This is a genomic window from Micromonospora sp. NPDC049900, from assembly GCF_044461025.1.
GTDB lineage: Bacteria > Actinomycetota > Actinomycetes > Mycobacteriales > Micromonosporaceae > Micromonospora.
This window is the reverse complement of record NZ_JBITKM010000003.1, coordinates 622,723-634,962: the sequence shown is the minus strand read 5'-3', so window position 1 is coordinate 634,962 and position 12,240 is coordinate 622,723. Positions and strand designations below refer to the sequence as shown.

At 71.6% G+C, this 12,240-nt stretch carries 11 protein-coding genes and 1 tRNA gene; 2 read left to right on the top strand and 10 right to left on the bottom strand.

The window, feature by feature from the left end; genetic code table 11:
* Positions 1 to 159: 159 nt before the first annotated feature.
* The 4 genes from ACIBMZ_RS10900 to ACIBMZ_RS10885 all read right to left on the bottom strand — a co-directional run bounded on the left by ACIBMZ_RS10900 (position 160) and on the right by ACIBMZ_RS10885 (position 3,644).
* Positions 160 to 1,140 carry a ribose-phosphate diphosphokinase gene (locus ACIBMZ_RS10900; protein ID WP_396692432.1) on the bottom strand — a complete coding sequence of 327 codons (981 nt, stop codon included), beginning with the start codon at positions 1,138 to 1,140 and terminating at the stop codon, positions 160 to 162.
* A 60-nt stretch (positions 1,141 to 1,200) separates the two neighbouring features.
* Complete coding sequence (gene glmU, locus ACIBMZ_RS10895) at positions 1,201 to 2,727, bottom strand: bifunctional UDP-N-acetylglucosamine diphosphorylase/glucosamine-1-phosphate N-acetyltransferase GlmU (protein WP_396692430.1); 1,527 nt, start codon at positions 2,725 to 2,727, stop codon at positions 1,201 to 1,203.
* 73 nt (positions 2,728 to 2,800) lie between these two features.
* Positions 2,801 to 2,871: transfer RNA gene (locus tag ACIBMZ_RS10890), tRNA-Gln, on the bottom strand.
* 44 nt (positions 2,872 to 2,915) lie between these two features.
* Positions 2,916 to 3,644: a helix-turn-helix domain-containing protein gene (locus tag ACIBMZ_RS10885; protein WP_396692429.1), complete on the bottom strand. Its 729-nt coding sequence runs from the start codon at positions 3,642 to 3,644 to the stop codon at positions 2,916 to 2,918.
* Between the two features lie 131 nt (positions 3,645 to 3,775).
* On the opposite strand from ACIBMZ_RS10885, the gene ACIBMZ_RS10880 reads away from it, so the two are divergent.
* Positions 3,776 to 4,738 (top strand): acyl-CoA desaturase, encoded by a 963-nt coding sequence (locus tag ACIBMZ_RS10880; protein WP_396692427.1) that lies wholly within the window; start codon positions 3,776 to 3,778, stop codon positions 4,736 to 4,738.
* A gap of 112 nt (positions 4,739 to 4,850) precedes the next feature.
* A complete protein-coding gene (locus ACIBMZ_RS10875) occupies positions 4,851 to 5,540 on the top strand; it encodes a TetR family transcriptional regulator (protein ID WP_396692425.1) in 690 nt (229 codons plus the stop codon).
* A gap of 25 nt (positions 5,541 to 5,565) precedes the next feature.
* On the opposite strand, the gene ACIBMZ_RS10870 is transcribed toward ACIBMZ_RS10875, so the two are convergent.
* The 6 genes from ACIBMZ_RS10870 to ACIBMZ_RS10845 form a co-directional block, all read right to left on the bottom strand.
* Positions 5,566 to 6,045, bottom strand: a complete 480-nt coding sequence (locus tag ACIBMZ_RS10870; RefSeq protein ID WP_396692424.1) for a DUF4383 domain-containing protein — start codon at positions 6,043 to 6,045, stop codon at positions 5,566 to 5,568.
* 203 nt (positions 6,046 to 6,248) lie between these two features.
* Positions 6,249 to 6,704, bottom strand: a complete 456-nt coding sequence (locus ACIBMZ_RS10865; protein ID WP_396692422.1) for a DUF4383 domain-containing protein — start codon at positions 6,702 to 6,704, stop codon at positions 6,249 to 6,251.
* Positions 6,705 to 6,820: 116 nt separating this feature from the next.
* Complete coding sequence (locus tag ACIBMZ_RS10860; RefSeq protein ID WP_396692420.1) at positions 6,821 to 8,620, bottom strand: ABC-F family ATP-binding cassette domain-containing protein; 1,800 nt, start codon at positions 8,618 to 8,620, stop codon at positions 6,821 to 6,823.
* 626 nt (positions 8,621 to 9,246) lie between these two features.
* Positions 9,247 to 10,194: a 4-(cytidine 5'-diphospho)-2-C-methyl-D-erythritol kinase gene (locus tag ACIBMZ_RS10855; protein WP_396692418.1), complete on the bottom strand. Its 948-nt coding sequence runs from the start codon at positions 10,192 to 10,194 to the stop codon at positions 9,247 to 9,249.
* A 97-nt stretch (positions 10,195 to 10,291) separates the two neighbouring features.
* Entirely contained in the window at positions 10,292 to 11,164 is an 873-nt protein-coding gene (gene rsmA, locus ACIBMZ_RS10850) for a 16S rRNA (adenine(1518)-N(6)/adenine(1519)-N(6))-dimethyltransferase RsmA (RefSeq protein ID WP_396692416.1), read from the bottom strand.
* 2 nt (positions 11,165 to 11,166) lie between these two features.
* On the bottom strand, positions 11,167 to 12,057 hold the full coding sequence (locus tag ACIBMZ_RS10845) for a TatD family hydrolase (RefSeq protein WP_396692415.1): 891 nt from the start codon (positions 12,055 to 12,057) through the stop codon (positions 11,167 to 11,169).
* Between the last annotated feature and the right edge of the window lie 183 nt (positions 12,058 to 12,240).

Sequence of the window (12,240 nt, the reverse complement as noted above, 5' to 3'; positions counted from 1 at the left end):
GGCACCCTCGCCGTGGCAACCGCACCAGTCTACCCGAGCGGATTCTCGGAGTTTCGGCAGTCCCCGCCGCACCCCGTCAGACCGCCCGCCATCACGGCGAGCGGCGCTCACCGCGCCCTCGGGCGGGCCGGTCCGAGCGACCGACCCGCCCGCACCACGTCAGCTCAGGCCACCGAACAGGGTGGTCACCGACCCGTCGTCGAACACCTCACGGATCGCCCGGGCCAGCAGCGGCGCGATCGAGAGCACGGTGATCTTGTCGAGCTGCTTCTCCGGCGGCAACGGCAGCGTGTTGGTCACCACGACCTCGCTGATCGGGCTGTTCTTCAACCGCTCGGTCGCCGGGTCCGAGAGCAGCGCGTGGGTGGACGCCACGATCACGTCCGCCGCGCCGGACTCCTTGAGGATGTCCGCCGCCTTGCAGATCGTGCCGCCCGTGTCGATCATGTCGTCGACGATCAGGCAGACCCGACCCTCGACCTCACCGACCACCCGGTTCGCCACCACCTGGTTCGGCTTCAGCGGATCCCGCGTCTTGTGGATGAACGCCAGCGGGCACCCGCCCAACCGGTCGGTCCACCGCTCCGCCACCCGCACCCGACCCGAGTCCGGCGCGACCACGGTCATCGGCCGGCCCGCGTACTTGCGCTCCACGTACTCGGCCAGGATGTCCATCGCGAACAGGTGATCCACCGGACCGTCGAAGAAGCCCTGGATCTGCGCCGTGTGCAGGTCCACGGTGAGGATCCGGTTCGCCCCCGCCGTCTTCAACAGGTCGGCCACCAGCCGCGCCGAGATCGGCTCCCGACCCCGGTGCTTCTTGTCCTGCCGCGAGTACGGATAGAACGGCAGCACGACCGTGATCCGCTTCGCCGACCCGCGCTTCAACGCGTCGACCATGATCAGGGTCTCCATGACCCACGTGTTCACCCCGTGCGTGACGGACTGCACCACGAAGGCGTCCGACCCCCGCACCGAGTCCTTGAATCGTACGAAGATCTCGCCGTTGGCGAACTCGTACGCGTCGGCCGGCGTCGGCGCGACGCCGAGCACCTCACCAATCTCCCTGGCCAGCTCCGGAAACCCACGTCCGGAAAAGAGCATCAGGCTCTTGCGGTTTTCGGCGACGATGCTGCCCATGGGCCCGTCTGCTCCCGTTTTGGTCGGTGGTACCCGGCCACGGTGGTGGTCGGCCGGGGACTAATCGGTTGCAGTATCTCCCGCCCCGGACGCACCGCCCACCGACTCGGCGGCGCCGTGGATTGCCTCACCTTCACTTGCGGCCGAGGTCACACCCGGAGCACCCTGCAAGGCCCGCTCGGCCGCCGCCGCCGACGCCGTACCCGGCCGCCGACGGGTCACCCACCCCTCGACGTTGCGCTGCGGCGCACGCGTCACACCAAGATCCCCCGGCGGTACGTCCTTGCTGATCGCGCTGCCCGCCGCCACGTACGCGCCGGCGCCCACCTCGACCGGGGCGATCAGACTGGTGTCACAGCCCACGAAAGCCGCCTCACCGACCACGGTGCGGTGCTTGTTCACCCCGTCGTAGTTGACGAAGATCGTCGCCGCGCCGATGTTGGCCCGCGCCCCGATCGTCGCGTCACCCACGTACGACAGGTGCGGCACCTTCGCGCCCGCACCCACCTCGGAGTTCTTCACCTCGACGAACGTGCCCACCTTCGACTTCTCGGCCAGCCGCGCCGCCGGCCGCAGGTACGCGTACGGCCCCACGCTCGCGCCCGCGCCCACCTCGGCACCGACCGCGTGGCTACGCAGCACCGTCGCGCCCGGCCCGACCACCGTGTCGACCAACGTCACGTCCGGCCCGACCACCGCACCCGCGCCGACCACCGAACCGCCGCGCAACTGGGTGTTCTGGTCCACCACCGCGTCGCGGTCCAGGGCCACCGTCACGTCGATCCACGTCGTCTCCGGGTCCAGCAGACTCACCCCGGTACGCATCCAACGCTCGTTGACCCGGTCCCGCAGCAACCGCCGCAGCGCCGCCAGCTCCACCCGGTCGTTGCAGCCGAGCGTCTCGGTGTGGTCACCGGCCACGTGCACCCCCACCGGCTCACCGGCCGACACCAGCAGCTTGAAGACGTCGGTGAGGTACTCCTCGCCCTGGTCGTTGTCGGTGGAGAGCTTGCCGAGCACGTCCCGCAGCCGTACCGCGTCGAAGGCGTAGATGCCGGCGTTGATCTCCCGGACGTCGAGCTGCGCCGGGGTGGCGTCGCGCTGCTCGACGATCTGCTCCAACCGGCCGTCGGCGTCGCGCACGATCCGCCCCAGCCCGGCGGGGTCCGAAACCTCGGCGGCCAGCACCGTCGCCGCCGCCCGCTCGCCCTCGTGCGCCGCGACCAGCCCGGCCACCGTCTCCGGCCGCAGCAGCGGCACGTCACCGTTGAGGACCACCACCGTGCCGGACGCCTCCGGCGCGGCCTCCAACGCGATCCGGACCGCGTGCCCGGTACCGAGCTGCTCGGCCTGCAACACCGGGACGGCTCCCGGCGCGGCCTCGGCCAGATGCGCGCGGACCTGGTCCGCGCCGTGCCCGACCACCACCATGGTCCGCTCCGCCGCCAGCGGCTGCGCCGCGTTCAGGACGTGCCCGAGCAGCGTCCGGCCGAGCAGCGGGTGCAACACCTTGGGCAACGCGGACTTCATCCGCTTGCCCTCCCCGGCGGCGAGGACGACGACGGTACGGGGGTGGGGCTCGGACACGAGGTGGCTCCCGTCGGAACGCGGACAGTCTCGCGGCCATGCTAACCAGACGTCAGCCACAGATCAGGCGAAGCTCCCGGGAGAGGACTCGAACCCCTACAATCAGGACCAAAACCTGACGTCCTGCCATTAGACGACCCGGGACGGTCTAAAACGGACAAAGCTTGTGCTAGCCGGACTCCTACACTTTAGCGTCCCGCGTCGCCGACGCCATCGCTCATGCCCTTCATGATCCCTTCGATCTTCCAATACAACCGTCGGGACCGCGGCACTTCGACACTCAGGCAGCCGCGATAGGTCTGCCCGGTGTTGAGTCGCACCGTGGTCGGCTGGTGCCGTTTGAGCGTGGTGGGCTGGAACGACTCGGGCGACACGCCCACCCGCTCCGCCCACCACCTGACCGCCTCCGCGACGTCGGCGGTCTCGTGGATCGAGACGCGGTACCGCAACGCCTCCCGCCGCTCGCCCAGTGCCTCCACGAAGCGAACGAACAGGCCGATCAGCGCCGGGTCGCTGTTGACGAAACGTACTCGGCAGTCGTGTGGCCGCCAGGGCTTGGCCTTGGTTCCCTCGGCCCAGTACAGCGCCGCACCGACCAACACCAACTCGCGGTACCGCAGGCTCTTCACCCATCCGGCGGTCGCCTCGACGGTGGCCGCACGCGCCGCATCGCGCGCCCGCCGGTGCTCACCCCACTGGGCGTCGGCCATGACCTTCGAGTGGGCGCGCCGGCGCTCCCGCACGTCGTCCAGATCACGCTCGAGGGGAAGGTGCCGCACCCAGAGATAGGCCGTCGAGCGACTCACCCGCAACCGTCGCGCGATCTCCGGGACTGAGTGACCGGCCGAGCGCAACACCACCGCCTCGGCCCGCAACTCGACCTTGGCACGGGTACGCCGGACGCGAGATTCGGTCATGCGGTGCAGGCTAGGGCTGGGGTGTGACACTTGGACCATCGGCAGCCGTCGTTGCATGATGTGATCTTCAGGGCCCGTAAGTTACGGTGACGTAAGCGTAGTTTGCTGTCTCTCCGCCCCTGCGAGGTGCCATGTCCAGCGCTGTTCTCGACTCCCCGACCGGTCCGAAGCCCCTCACCGAGGGCACCCAGTCACGCGGCATCCTGGTCGCGCTCTGGGCGTTCGTGGTGATTCCGTTCGCGGCGCTGGTCGCCGCTGTGCCGGTGGCCTGGGGCGGCTGGCTGAGCTGGGTCGACGTGGGCATCGCGGCGTTCTGGTACGTGCTGGCCGGGCTGGGCATCACGGTCGGCTACCACCGGTACTTCACCCACGGGTCGTTCAAGGCGAAGCGGTGGCTGCGGATCGCCCTGGCCGTCTCCGGTTCGCTCGCCGTGCAGGGCGACATCATCCAGTGGGTCGCCGATCACCGGCGGCACCACGCCTTCTCCGACCTGGAGGGTGACCCGCACTCGCCGTGGCGGTTCGGGACGACGCTGGGCGGTCTGACCAAGGGACTGTTCCACGCGCACGTCGGCTGGCTGTTCGGCCGCGAGTTGTCCAACCGGGAGCGCTTCGCGCCGGACCTGCTGGCCGACCGGGACATCCGGCGCACGAGCGCGCTCTTCCCGCTGCTGGCCGCCGCCTCGGTGCTGGGTCCGGCGCTGATGGGCGGGCTGCTGACGTGGAGTTGGCAGGGGGCGCTGACCGCGCTGTTCTGGGCGGGCCTGGTCCGCATCTCCCTGTTGCACCACGTCACGTGGTCGATCAACTCGGTGTGTCACGTGTACGGCGAGCGGCCGTTCATGATGCGGCAGGGTGACCGGGCCGCCAACTTCTGGCCACTGGCGGTGGTGTCGTTCGGCGAGAGCTGGCACAACCTGCACCACGCCGATCCGACGAGCGCCCGGCACGGTGTGCTGCGGGGCCAGATCGACATCTCGGCCCGGGTGATCTGGCTGTTCGAGAAGACGGGGGCCGCGTGGGACGTCCGGTGGCCGAAGCCGGAGCGGCTCGCGGCGAAGCTGGTGAAGCCGGCGGAGCGCGGGGCGGCCTGACGGTGAGCGGGCCACCGACCGGAAAGTTACCTGGCAGTATGTTCGGGTGACCGGGAAGAGCGCGAGCAGGATCCCACGACAGGGCGTCACCGAGCGCCAGCGAGGTGACGGGATGGCCGAGGTGTCCGGCGACGAGAGCGGCAAGCGCCGTCGGCGCGCGGTGCCCGCCACGTCGACGAAGGCACCGTCCCGGGTACGCATGTCGGCGGCGCAGCGCCGGGAGCAGTTGATCTCGATCGGTCGGCAGATCTTCGCCGAGCGCGGTTTCGACGCCACCTCCATCGAGGAGGTGGCGTCCCGCGCCAAGGTCTCCAAGCCGGTGGTGTACGAGCACTTCGGCGGCAAGGAGGGGCTCTACGCGGTGGTGGTGGACCGGGAGGTCCGCGCACTGCTGGACCGGATCACCACCGCGTTGACCGCCGGTCATCCCCGGGAGTTGCTGGAGCAGGCGGCGTTGGCCCTGCTCGGGTACATCGAGGAGGAGACCAGCGGCTTCCGGGTGCTGGTGCGGGAGTCGCCGGTGCTCTCCGCGACGGGCAACTTCAGTAGCGTGATGAACGACGTCGCGCACCAGGTGGAGCACATCCTGGGCGCGGAGTTCTCCAGCCGGGGGTACGACGCGAAGCTGGCCGAGCTGTACGCGCAGGCGCTGGTCGGGATGGTGGCGTTGACCGGCCGGTGGTGGTTGGAGGTGCGCAAGCCGCGTAAGGAGACGGTGGCGGCGCATCTGGTGAACCTGTCCTGGAACGGGTTGTCGCACCTGGAGGCGAAGCCGGGGCTGACCACGACGCGCGTGCGCTGAGGTTCCCGGTCGGGCGTGGCGGCGGTCAGTGGCGGCGGTGGATCTCGGCGATCGGGTGGTAGCGGCGGTTGCGTTCGGCCTCGGCGTGCTCGGGCGGGCCGACCTTGTCGTACAGGCCGGTGCCGAGCAGGATCAGGCCGAAGAGCATCGAGACGACCACGGTCGACATGGAGAAGTTCAGGAAGTTGGCCTCGGTCTGGAGCACCGACATCATCAGGATGCTGGTGACCAGGAAGACGATTCCCGCGGTCAGGTTCATGTAGTGGCCGAGGTTGCCGCGCCGGGACGCGCCGACGATGAGCACGATCCCGAAGATGATGGAGACCAGCGAGAAGGCCAGGTTGGTGCGGAGCCCGAGGGCCCAGTTGCTGCCTCGGGCGAACAGTGGTTCACCCCAGGTGAGCGCGGTGCCCCAGACGCCGAACACCAGGATGTAGAGCCCGATCAGGCCGGACAGCACCCGGTAGATCGGCCGCGCCGGGTGGTTGATCGGGAAGTGCGGCATCGGTCCTCCACGCACAGGGAACAATCAGGACAATTGTTCCCCACGCAGTAGTAACCGAAGGGCAGAACGCCCAGAGAATCAGCCTCGGGCGGACCGGACCCCGACAGGTTCTCGCCGGAGCCCGACCCGCGCAGGGATCAAGCCTGACCGCCCGGAGCGGGTCGGGCTCCGGCGAGAACCCACAGCCGAAGGAGCAGAGAGGATCAGAGCACCAGCCGAGCCTTCTGCCACGCCTCGTGCTCGTCGTCGCTGCCGACCTTGCCGTACATGCCGGCCATCAGCAGCACCAGGCTGAGGACCATCAGCACGACGACGCTGGCCACGCTCATGTTGAAGATGTTGGCCTCGGTACGGATGAAGGCGAGGCCGCCGAGGCTGACCACCATGATCACGTACGCGGTCCACTGGTTGATCAGCACGTCGAGGTTGCGGCCGATCACCGTGCCGACCAGGATGAGGCCGCCGACCACCAGGCAGAAGATCGAGAAGCCGAGGTTGGTGCCCTGCCCCAGGACCCGGGTGTCGCTCAGGCCGAAGGCCGGCTCCCCGGTGCTGCCGACGAGTCCGAGCACACCGAAGACCACCAGGTACAGACCGGTCAGCCCGCCGATCGCCCGGTAGATCGGCCGCGCGGGGTGGTTGACGGGAGTGTGCGCCATGTCAGTGTCTCCAACGCCGTTGGGTGAGGGTCGACGGCGATTCTCCCGTACCCGGCCGTGTGACGCCGCACACGGGGTCCCCCGGAGGTCGCAGGTCGGGGCGGGCGGGGCAAGGGTCAGCCGGCGGGGATCTCCTCGGCCAGGGCGAGCCACGCCTCCTCGACCTGCTCCCGCTCCGTGCGCACCTGGCTCAACTGGGCGTCCAGCTCGGCGACCCTGGTGTAGTCGGTGGCGTTGGCGGCGAGCTGGTCGAGCAGCGCCGCCTCCTTCTGTTCCAGCTTGCCGACCTGTCGTTCCAGGCGGGTCAGCTCCTTGCGCGCCTGCCGGGCCTCGGCCGCGCTCATTGCCCCAGCGCCGTCGGTGGGCGCGGCGGCGGGCGTGACGCTGCGCCCGGGGCCGGGCCGGTCGGCGGTACGCGCCAGGTACTCCTCGACGCCGCCGGGCAGGTGCACCAGCCGACCGTCGCCGAACATGCCGTACGTGGAGTCGGCGACCCGCTCGATGAGGTAGCGGTCGTGGCTGGCCACGACGATGGTGCCGGGCCAGGAGTCGAGCAGGTCCTCCAGCGCGGCCAGGGTGTCGGTGTCGAGGTCGTTGGTGGGTTCGTCGAACAGCAGCACGTTCGGTTCGGCGGCGAGCAGGCGCAGCATCTGGAGCCGTCGCCGTTCCCCGCCGGAGAGGTCACCGACCGGGGTCCAGAGCCGCCGGTCGTCGAAGCCGAACACCTCGGCGAGCTGCGCGGCGGAGATCTCCCGGTCACCGAGGCGCACCCGTCGGGCGACCTCTTCGACGGCTTCCAGGACCCGCAGTTCGCCGGGGAGTTCGGCGAGTTCCTGGGAGAGGAAGGCGGGCCGTACCGTGGAGCCGGTGACCAGCCGCCCGCCGTCCGGGTGGGTGATGCCGGCGAGCATCCGCAGCAGGGTGGTCTTGCCGGCGCCGTTGGCCCCGAGGATCGCGATCCGGTCGCCGGGGCCGACCTGCCAGGTGGCGTTCTCCAGAATGGTCTTGGGACCGGCGTGCAGGCGGACGCCCACCAGGTCGTACACCTGCTTGCCGAGCCGGGCGGTGGCCAGTCGTTGCAGCGACATGGTGTCGCGCGCCGGCGGCACGTCGGCGATGAGCGCGTTGGCGGCGTCGATGCGAAACTTCGGCTTGGAGGTCCGGGCGGGCGGGCCCCGGCGCAGCCAGGCGATCTCCTTGCGGAGCAGGTTCTGCCGCCGGGCCTCGGTCGCGGCGGCGATCCGTTCGCGTTCGGCCCGGGCGAGGATCCAGGCGGCGTAGCCGCCCTCGTAGGCCCGGACGGTCTGGTCGGCGACCTCCCAGGTGGTGGTGCAGACCGCGTCGAGGAACCAGCGGTCGTGGGTGACCACGACCAGGGCGCCCTTGCGGCCGAGCAGGTGGTGGGCCAGCCAGTCGACGCCGCCGACGTCGAGGTGGTTGGTGGGCTCGTCGAGGATCAGCAGGTCGGCGTCGCGGACCAGCAGTGCGGCCAGCGCCACCCGGCGGCGCTCGCCGCCGGACATCGGCCCGACCGGGGCATCGAGGCCCAGGTGCGGCATGCCGAGCCCGTCGAGGATGGCGCGTACGCCCGCGTCACCGGCCCACTCGTGTTCGGCGCCCATGCTCTCGGCGAGCCACTCGGTGCCCAGCACGACGTCCCGGACGGTGGCCTCGGGGCTGAGGGTGAGATTCTGCGGCAGCCAGGCGACCCGCAGGTCACGGCGGTGGGTGACCCGCCCGTCGTCGGGTTCCTCGGTCCGGGTGAGCAGCCGCAGCAGCGTCGACTTGCCGGCGCCGTTGAGCCCGACCACACCGATTCGGTCGGCGTCGTCCAGACCGAGCGAGACGTCGGTGAGCAGCGGCCCGGCGGCGCCGTAGCCCTTGGACACCCGGTCGAGGTTGACGATGTTGGCCACGAACCCACCTCTCATGATCAAGGCGTCCCGGTGCCGGCGGGCACCTGGGGACGCCTGGCCTTCCAGGGTACGCGGAACGCCACCATCCCCCGCCGCCCGCCCGACCGCGCCCGCCGCCCAGGCAGCCGGCGCAGCCGCACCGACCCGCCGACGCGAGCGATACGGGTGGACCTCGGCGTGCGGGTGGCTTCCCGGGGCCCGGCACGGTCTCTGGTCGGCTCCCTGTCGACCTGATCCGTCGGTGCTCTCGCCGATGCTGGTTCGGCGTCGACTTCCGCTGGTGCCGCACCCGGACCGCACGGCCTTCACGAGTGGGTCCAGCGCGACCATGCCAGCGCGGACCTCGACGCGGCGGAACGTGGCGCAGGGCGACACTCTCCCGAGCATGATTCATTCCCGCCATCAGCTCGACAGCCGCCGCGAACGGCCACGGCCCCGCTCCTGACGGCGGGCGCGATCCGATCTCGCCGTCAGCTCGACAGGCACCGCGAACGGCCACGACCTCGCGTCTGACGGCGAGCGCGATCCGGACGCGCCGTCAGCTCGACAGGGGCCGCGCTGGACCACGGCCGCGCGCCTGGCCGGTCCGGCAGGAGACCGGTCCTGTGCAGGGCGGGCCGGTGGTGTCAGGTGACGCGGGCGCCGTGGACCGGGCCGTGGGCGACGCGGGCTTCTCGGCACACTCCGGCGGCTTCCAGTTCGGCGGCGACGCGTTCGGCGTCGGCGGAGCCGGCGGTGAGGAAGACGCAGGTCGGACCGGACCCGGAGACGATGCCGGTGAGTGCGCCGGCCGCCTCGCCGGCCTTCAGCGTGTCGGCCAGCGCGGGACGCATGGCCAGCGCGGCGTCCTGCAGGTCGTTGCCGAGGGTGGGCGCGAGTACCCGGGGGTCGCGTTGGCGCAGCGCGGCGAGCAGCGCGTCGGTGCTGCCGAGCGGTTCTCCGGCGGTGCCGGCGTCGCGGAGCCGGTCGAGTTCCCGGTACGCCTGGGGCGTGGAGAGCCCGCCGTCGGCGATGGCGACGACCCAGTGCCAGGAGGTGGGTCGGGCCAGCACCGGACTGACCGCCTCGCCCCGGCCGGTCCCGAGCGCGGTGCCGCCGTGGATCAGGAAGGGGACGTCCGAGCCCAGGTCGGCGGCGATGCCGGCCAGTTCGTCGCGGGACAGGCCGGTGCCCCAGAGGGCGTCGCAGGCGACCAGTGCGGCGGCGGCGTCGGCGCTGCCCCCGGCGAGACCACCGGCGAGGGGGATCTGTTTGCGCAGGTGCAGCCGGGCGTGTGGCATCACGCCGGCGTACCCGGCGAGGGCGTGGGCGGCCCGGATGGCCAGGTTGGAGTCGTCGAGGGCGAGTTCCCCGGTGCCCTCGCCCTCCATGGTGAGGGTGAGGGTGTCGCCCCGCCGCGCGGTCAGCTCGTCGTAGATCGAGATCGCGTGATAGATCGTGTTCAGCTCGTGGTAGCCGTCGCGCCGCAGCGGGCCGACCCCCAGGTGCAGGTTGATCTTCGCGGGTACCCGTACGCGGACCGGTCCGCCGGCACCACGCCGTTCCTCACCCTCCGGTCGCCATGCCTCGGTCACCGGAGGGTGTCCCGTGGACGCACCCGGATGTCGAACGGCTTCTCCACGATCAGCTCCTCGGCGATGTCGGCGACGGCGTACCGGCGTCCGCGTCAGCCTACTGCGCGCCCGGCGGCTGGTTCGGGGCCGACGCGGCGATGGCGGCGAACTGCTCCACGGTGAGTGACTCGCCGCGTGCGCCGGGGTCGACTCCGGCTGCGGTGAGCGCCGTGGCGGCCCGGTCGGCACCGCCGGCCCAGCCGGCGAGGGCGGCGCGCAGGGTCTTGCGGCGTTGGGCGAAGGCGGCGTCGACGACGGCGAAGACGGCGGCCCGGGACACGTCGGTGCGGGGTGGTTCGCGGCGGGCGAACGCGACCAGACCGGAGTCGACGTTGGGGACCGGCCAGAACACGTTCGGGGGCACCTTGCCGGCGGCCCGGGAGCGGGCGTACCAGGCGAGTTTGACCGAGGGCACGCCGTACACCTTGGAGCCGGGTCCGGCGACGAGCCGGTCGGCGACCTCCTTCTGCACCATCACCAGTCCGTGTCGGAGGCTGGGCAGTTCGGCGAGCAGGTGCAGCACGACCGGTACGGCGACGTTGTAGGGGAGGTTCGCGACGAGTGCGGTGGGTGCCGGGTCGGCGAGGTCGGCGGCGGTGATCCGGAGTGCGTCGGCGTGGAGCACGGTGAGTCGGGCGGCGTCCGGACCGGCGTGCCGGGCGGCGGTGTCGGGCAGCGCGCCGGCCAGCGTCGAATCGATCTCGACGGCGTGCACGTGGGCGGCGGCGCGGAGCAGGGCGAGGGTGAGCGAGCCCAGCCCGGGGCCGACCTCCAGGGCCACGTCGTCCGGGGCCAGCCCGGCGGTGGTGACGATCCGGCGGACGGTGTTCGGGTCGTGCACGAAGTTCTGGCCGAACTTCTTGGTGGGGGCGACGCCGAGGCGGGCGGCGAGTTCCCGGATCTCCGCCGGGCCGAGCAGGTCTGCGGCCACGGTCAGGACCAGGGCCCGAAGGCGCGTTCACCGGTGGCGGAGATGGCGGCGCAGAGGTCGTCCAGGTCGGTGCCGGTGGTGGTGGCCAGCGCCCGCACGGTCAGCGGGATCAGGTACGACGCGTTGGGGCGTCCCCGGTGCGGCATCGGGGTGAGGTACGGCGCGTCGGTCTCCACCAGGATCTGGTCGAGCGGGGTGAGCGCCGCGGCCTCCCGCAGCGCCCCGGCGCTGCCGAAGGTGACGGTGCCGGCGAAGCTCAGCAGGTAGCCCCGGCGGACGCACTCGGCGGCGAACTCGGCGTCACCGGAGAAGCAGTGCAGCACCACGGTCTCCGGTGCGCCCTCGTCGTCGAGGATCCGCAGCACGTCGGCGTGCGCGTCGCGGTCGTGGATGACCAACGTCTTGGCGTACCGCTTGGCGATGGCGATGTGGGCCCGGAAGCTCTCCTCCTGCGCGGCCCGGCCCTCGTCGCCGGTGCGGTAGAAGTCCATGCCCGTCTCGCCGATTCCACGGACCCGGTCCTCGGCGGCCAGTGCCTCGATCTCACGCAGCGAGGCGTCGAGGTCGCGGCAGCGCGGGGCCTCGTTGGGGTGCAGCGCGACGGTGGCGACCACCGCCGGGTACGCGCCGGCCACCTCGGCGCCCCAGCGGGAGGACTGCACGTCGACGCCGACCTGCACCAGCCGGTCCACGCCGACGGCGGCGGCGACGTCGATCGCGGCGGCGACCGGGTCGGCGGCGTCGCCGCCCTGCGGTACGCCGACCTCGGTCACCGTGATGTCGAGGTGGGTGTGGCTGTCCAGCACCGGCCGGGGCAGCGGCTCCGGCGCGGGTGGGAACTCGCCGGCGCGGCGGGAGGCGCGCTGGCGGCGGGACTCGGTGGGCTCGCTCATCAGTCGACAGCATCACACACCGCCCGAGTCCACTCGCCCGCCACCCGCGGTTCACCTCGGCCACGCCGGGCTGCGGTCGCGGCTGCGCCCGAATCCGGACGCGGTGCGGGCGACCGGGGCACAGTGTCACGAACGGGGCGTCCACGAGACCTGGACACCGGGTGCCGAGGTGACCGACGACCG

Coding starts and splice junctions, on each gene's coding strand:
- ACIBMZ_RS10845 (WP_396692415.1), bottom strand. CDS start 12,057: ATGAGCGAGCCCACCGAGTCCCGCCGCCAGCGCGCCTCCCGCCGCGCC.
- ACIBMZ_RS10885 (WP_396692429.1), bottom strand. CDS start 3,644: ATGACCGAATCTCGCGTCCGGCGTACCCGTGCCAAGGTCGAGTTGCGG.
- ACIBMZ_RS10870 (WP_396692424.1), bottom strand. CDS start 6,045: ATGCCGCACTTCCCGATCAACCACCCGGCGCGGCCGATCTACCGGGTG.
- ACIBMZ_RS10900 (WP_396692432.1), bottom strand. CDS start 1,140: ATGGGCAGCATCGTCGCCGAAAACCGCAAGAGCCTGATGCTCTTTTCC.
- ACIBMZ_RS10880 (WP_396692427.1), top strand. CDS start 3,776: ATGTCCAGCGCTGTTCTCGACTCCCCGACCGGTCCGAAGCCCCTCACC.
- ACIBMZ_RS10865 (WP_396692422.1), bottom strand. CDS start 6,704: ATGGCGCACACTCCCGTCAACCACCCCGCGCGGCCGATCTACCGGGCG.
- ACIBMZ_RS10875 (WP_396692425.1), top strand. CDS start 4,851: ATGGCCGAGGTGTCCGGCGACGAGAGCGGCAAGCGCCGTCGGCGCGCG.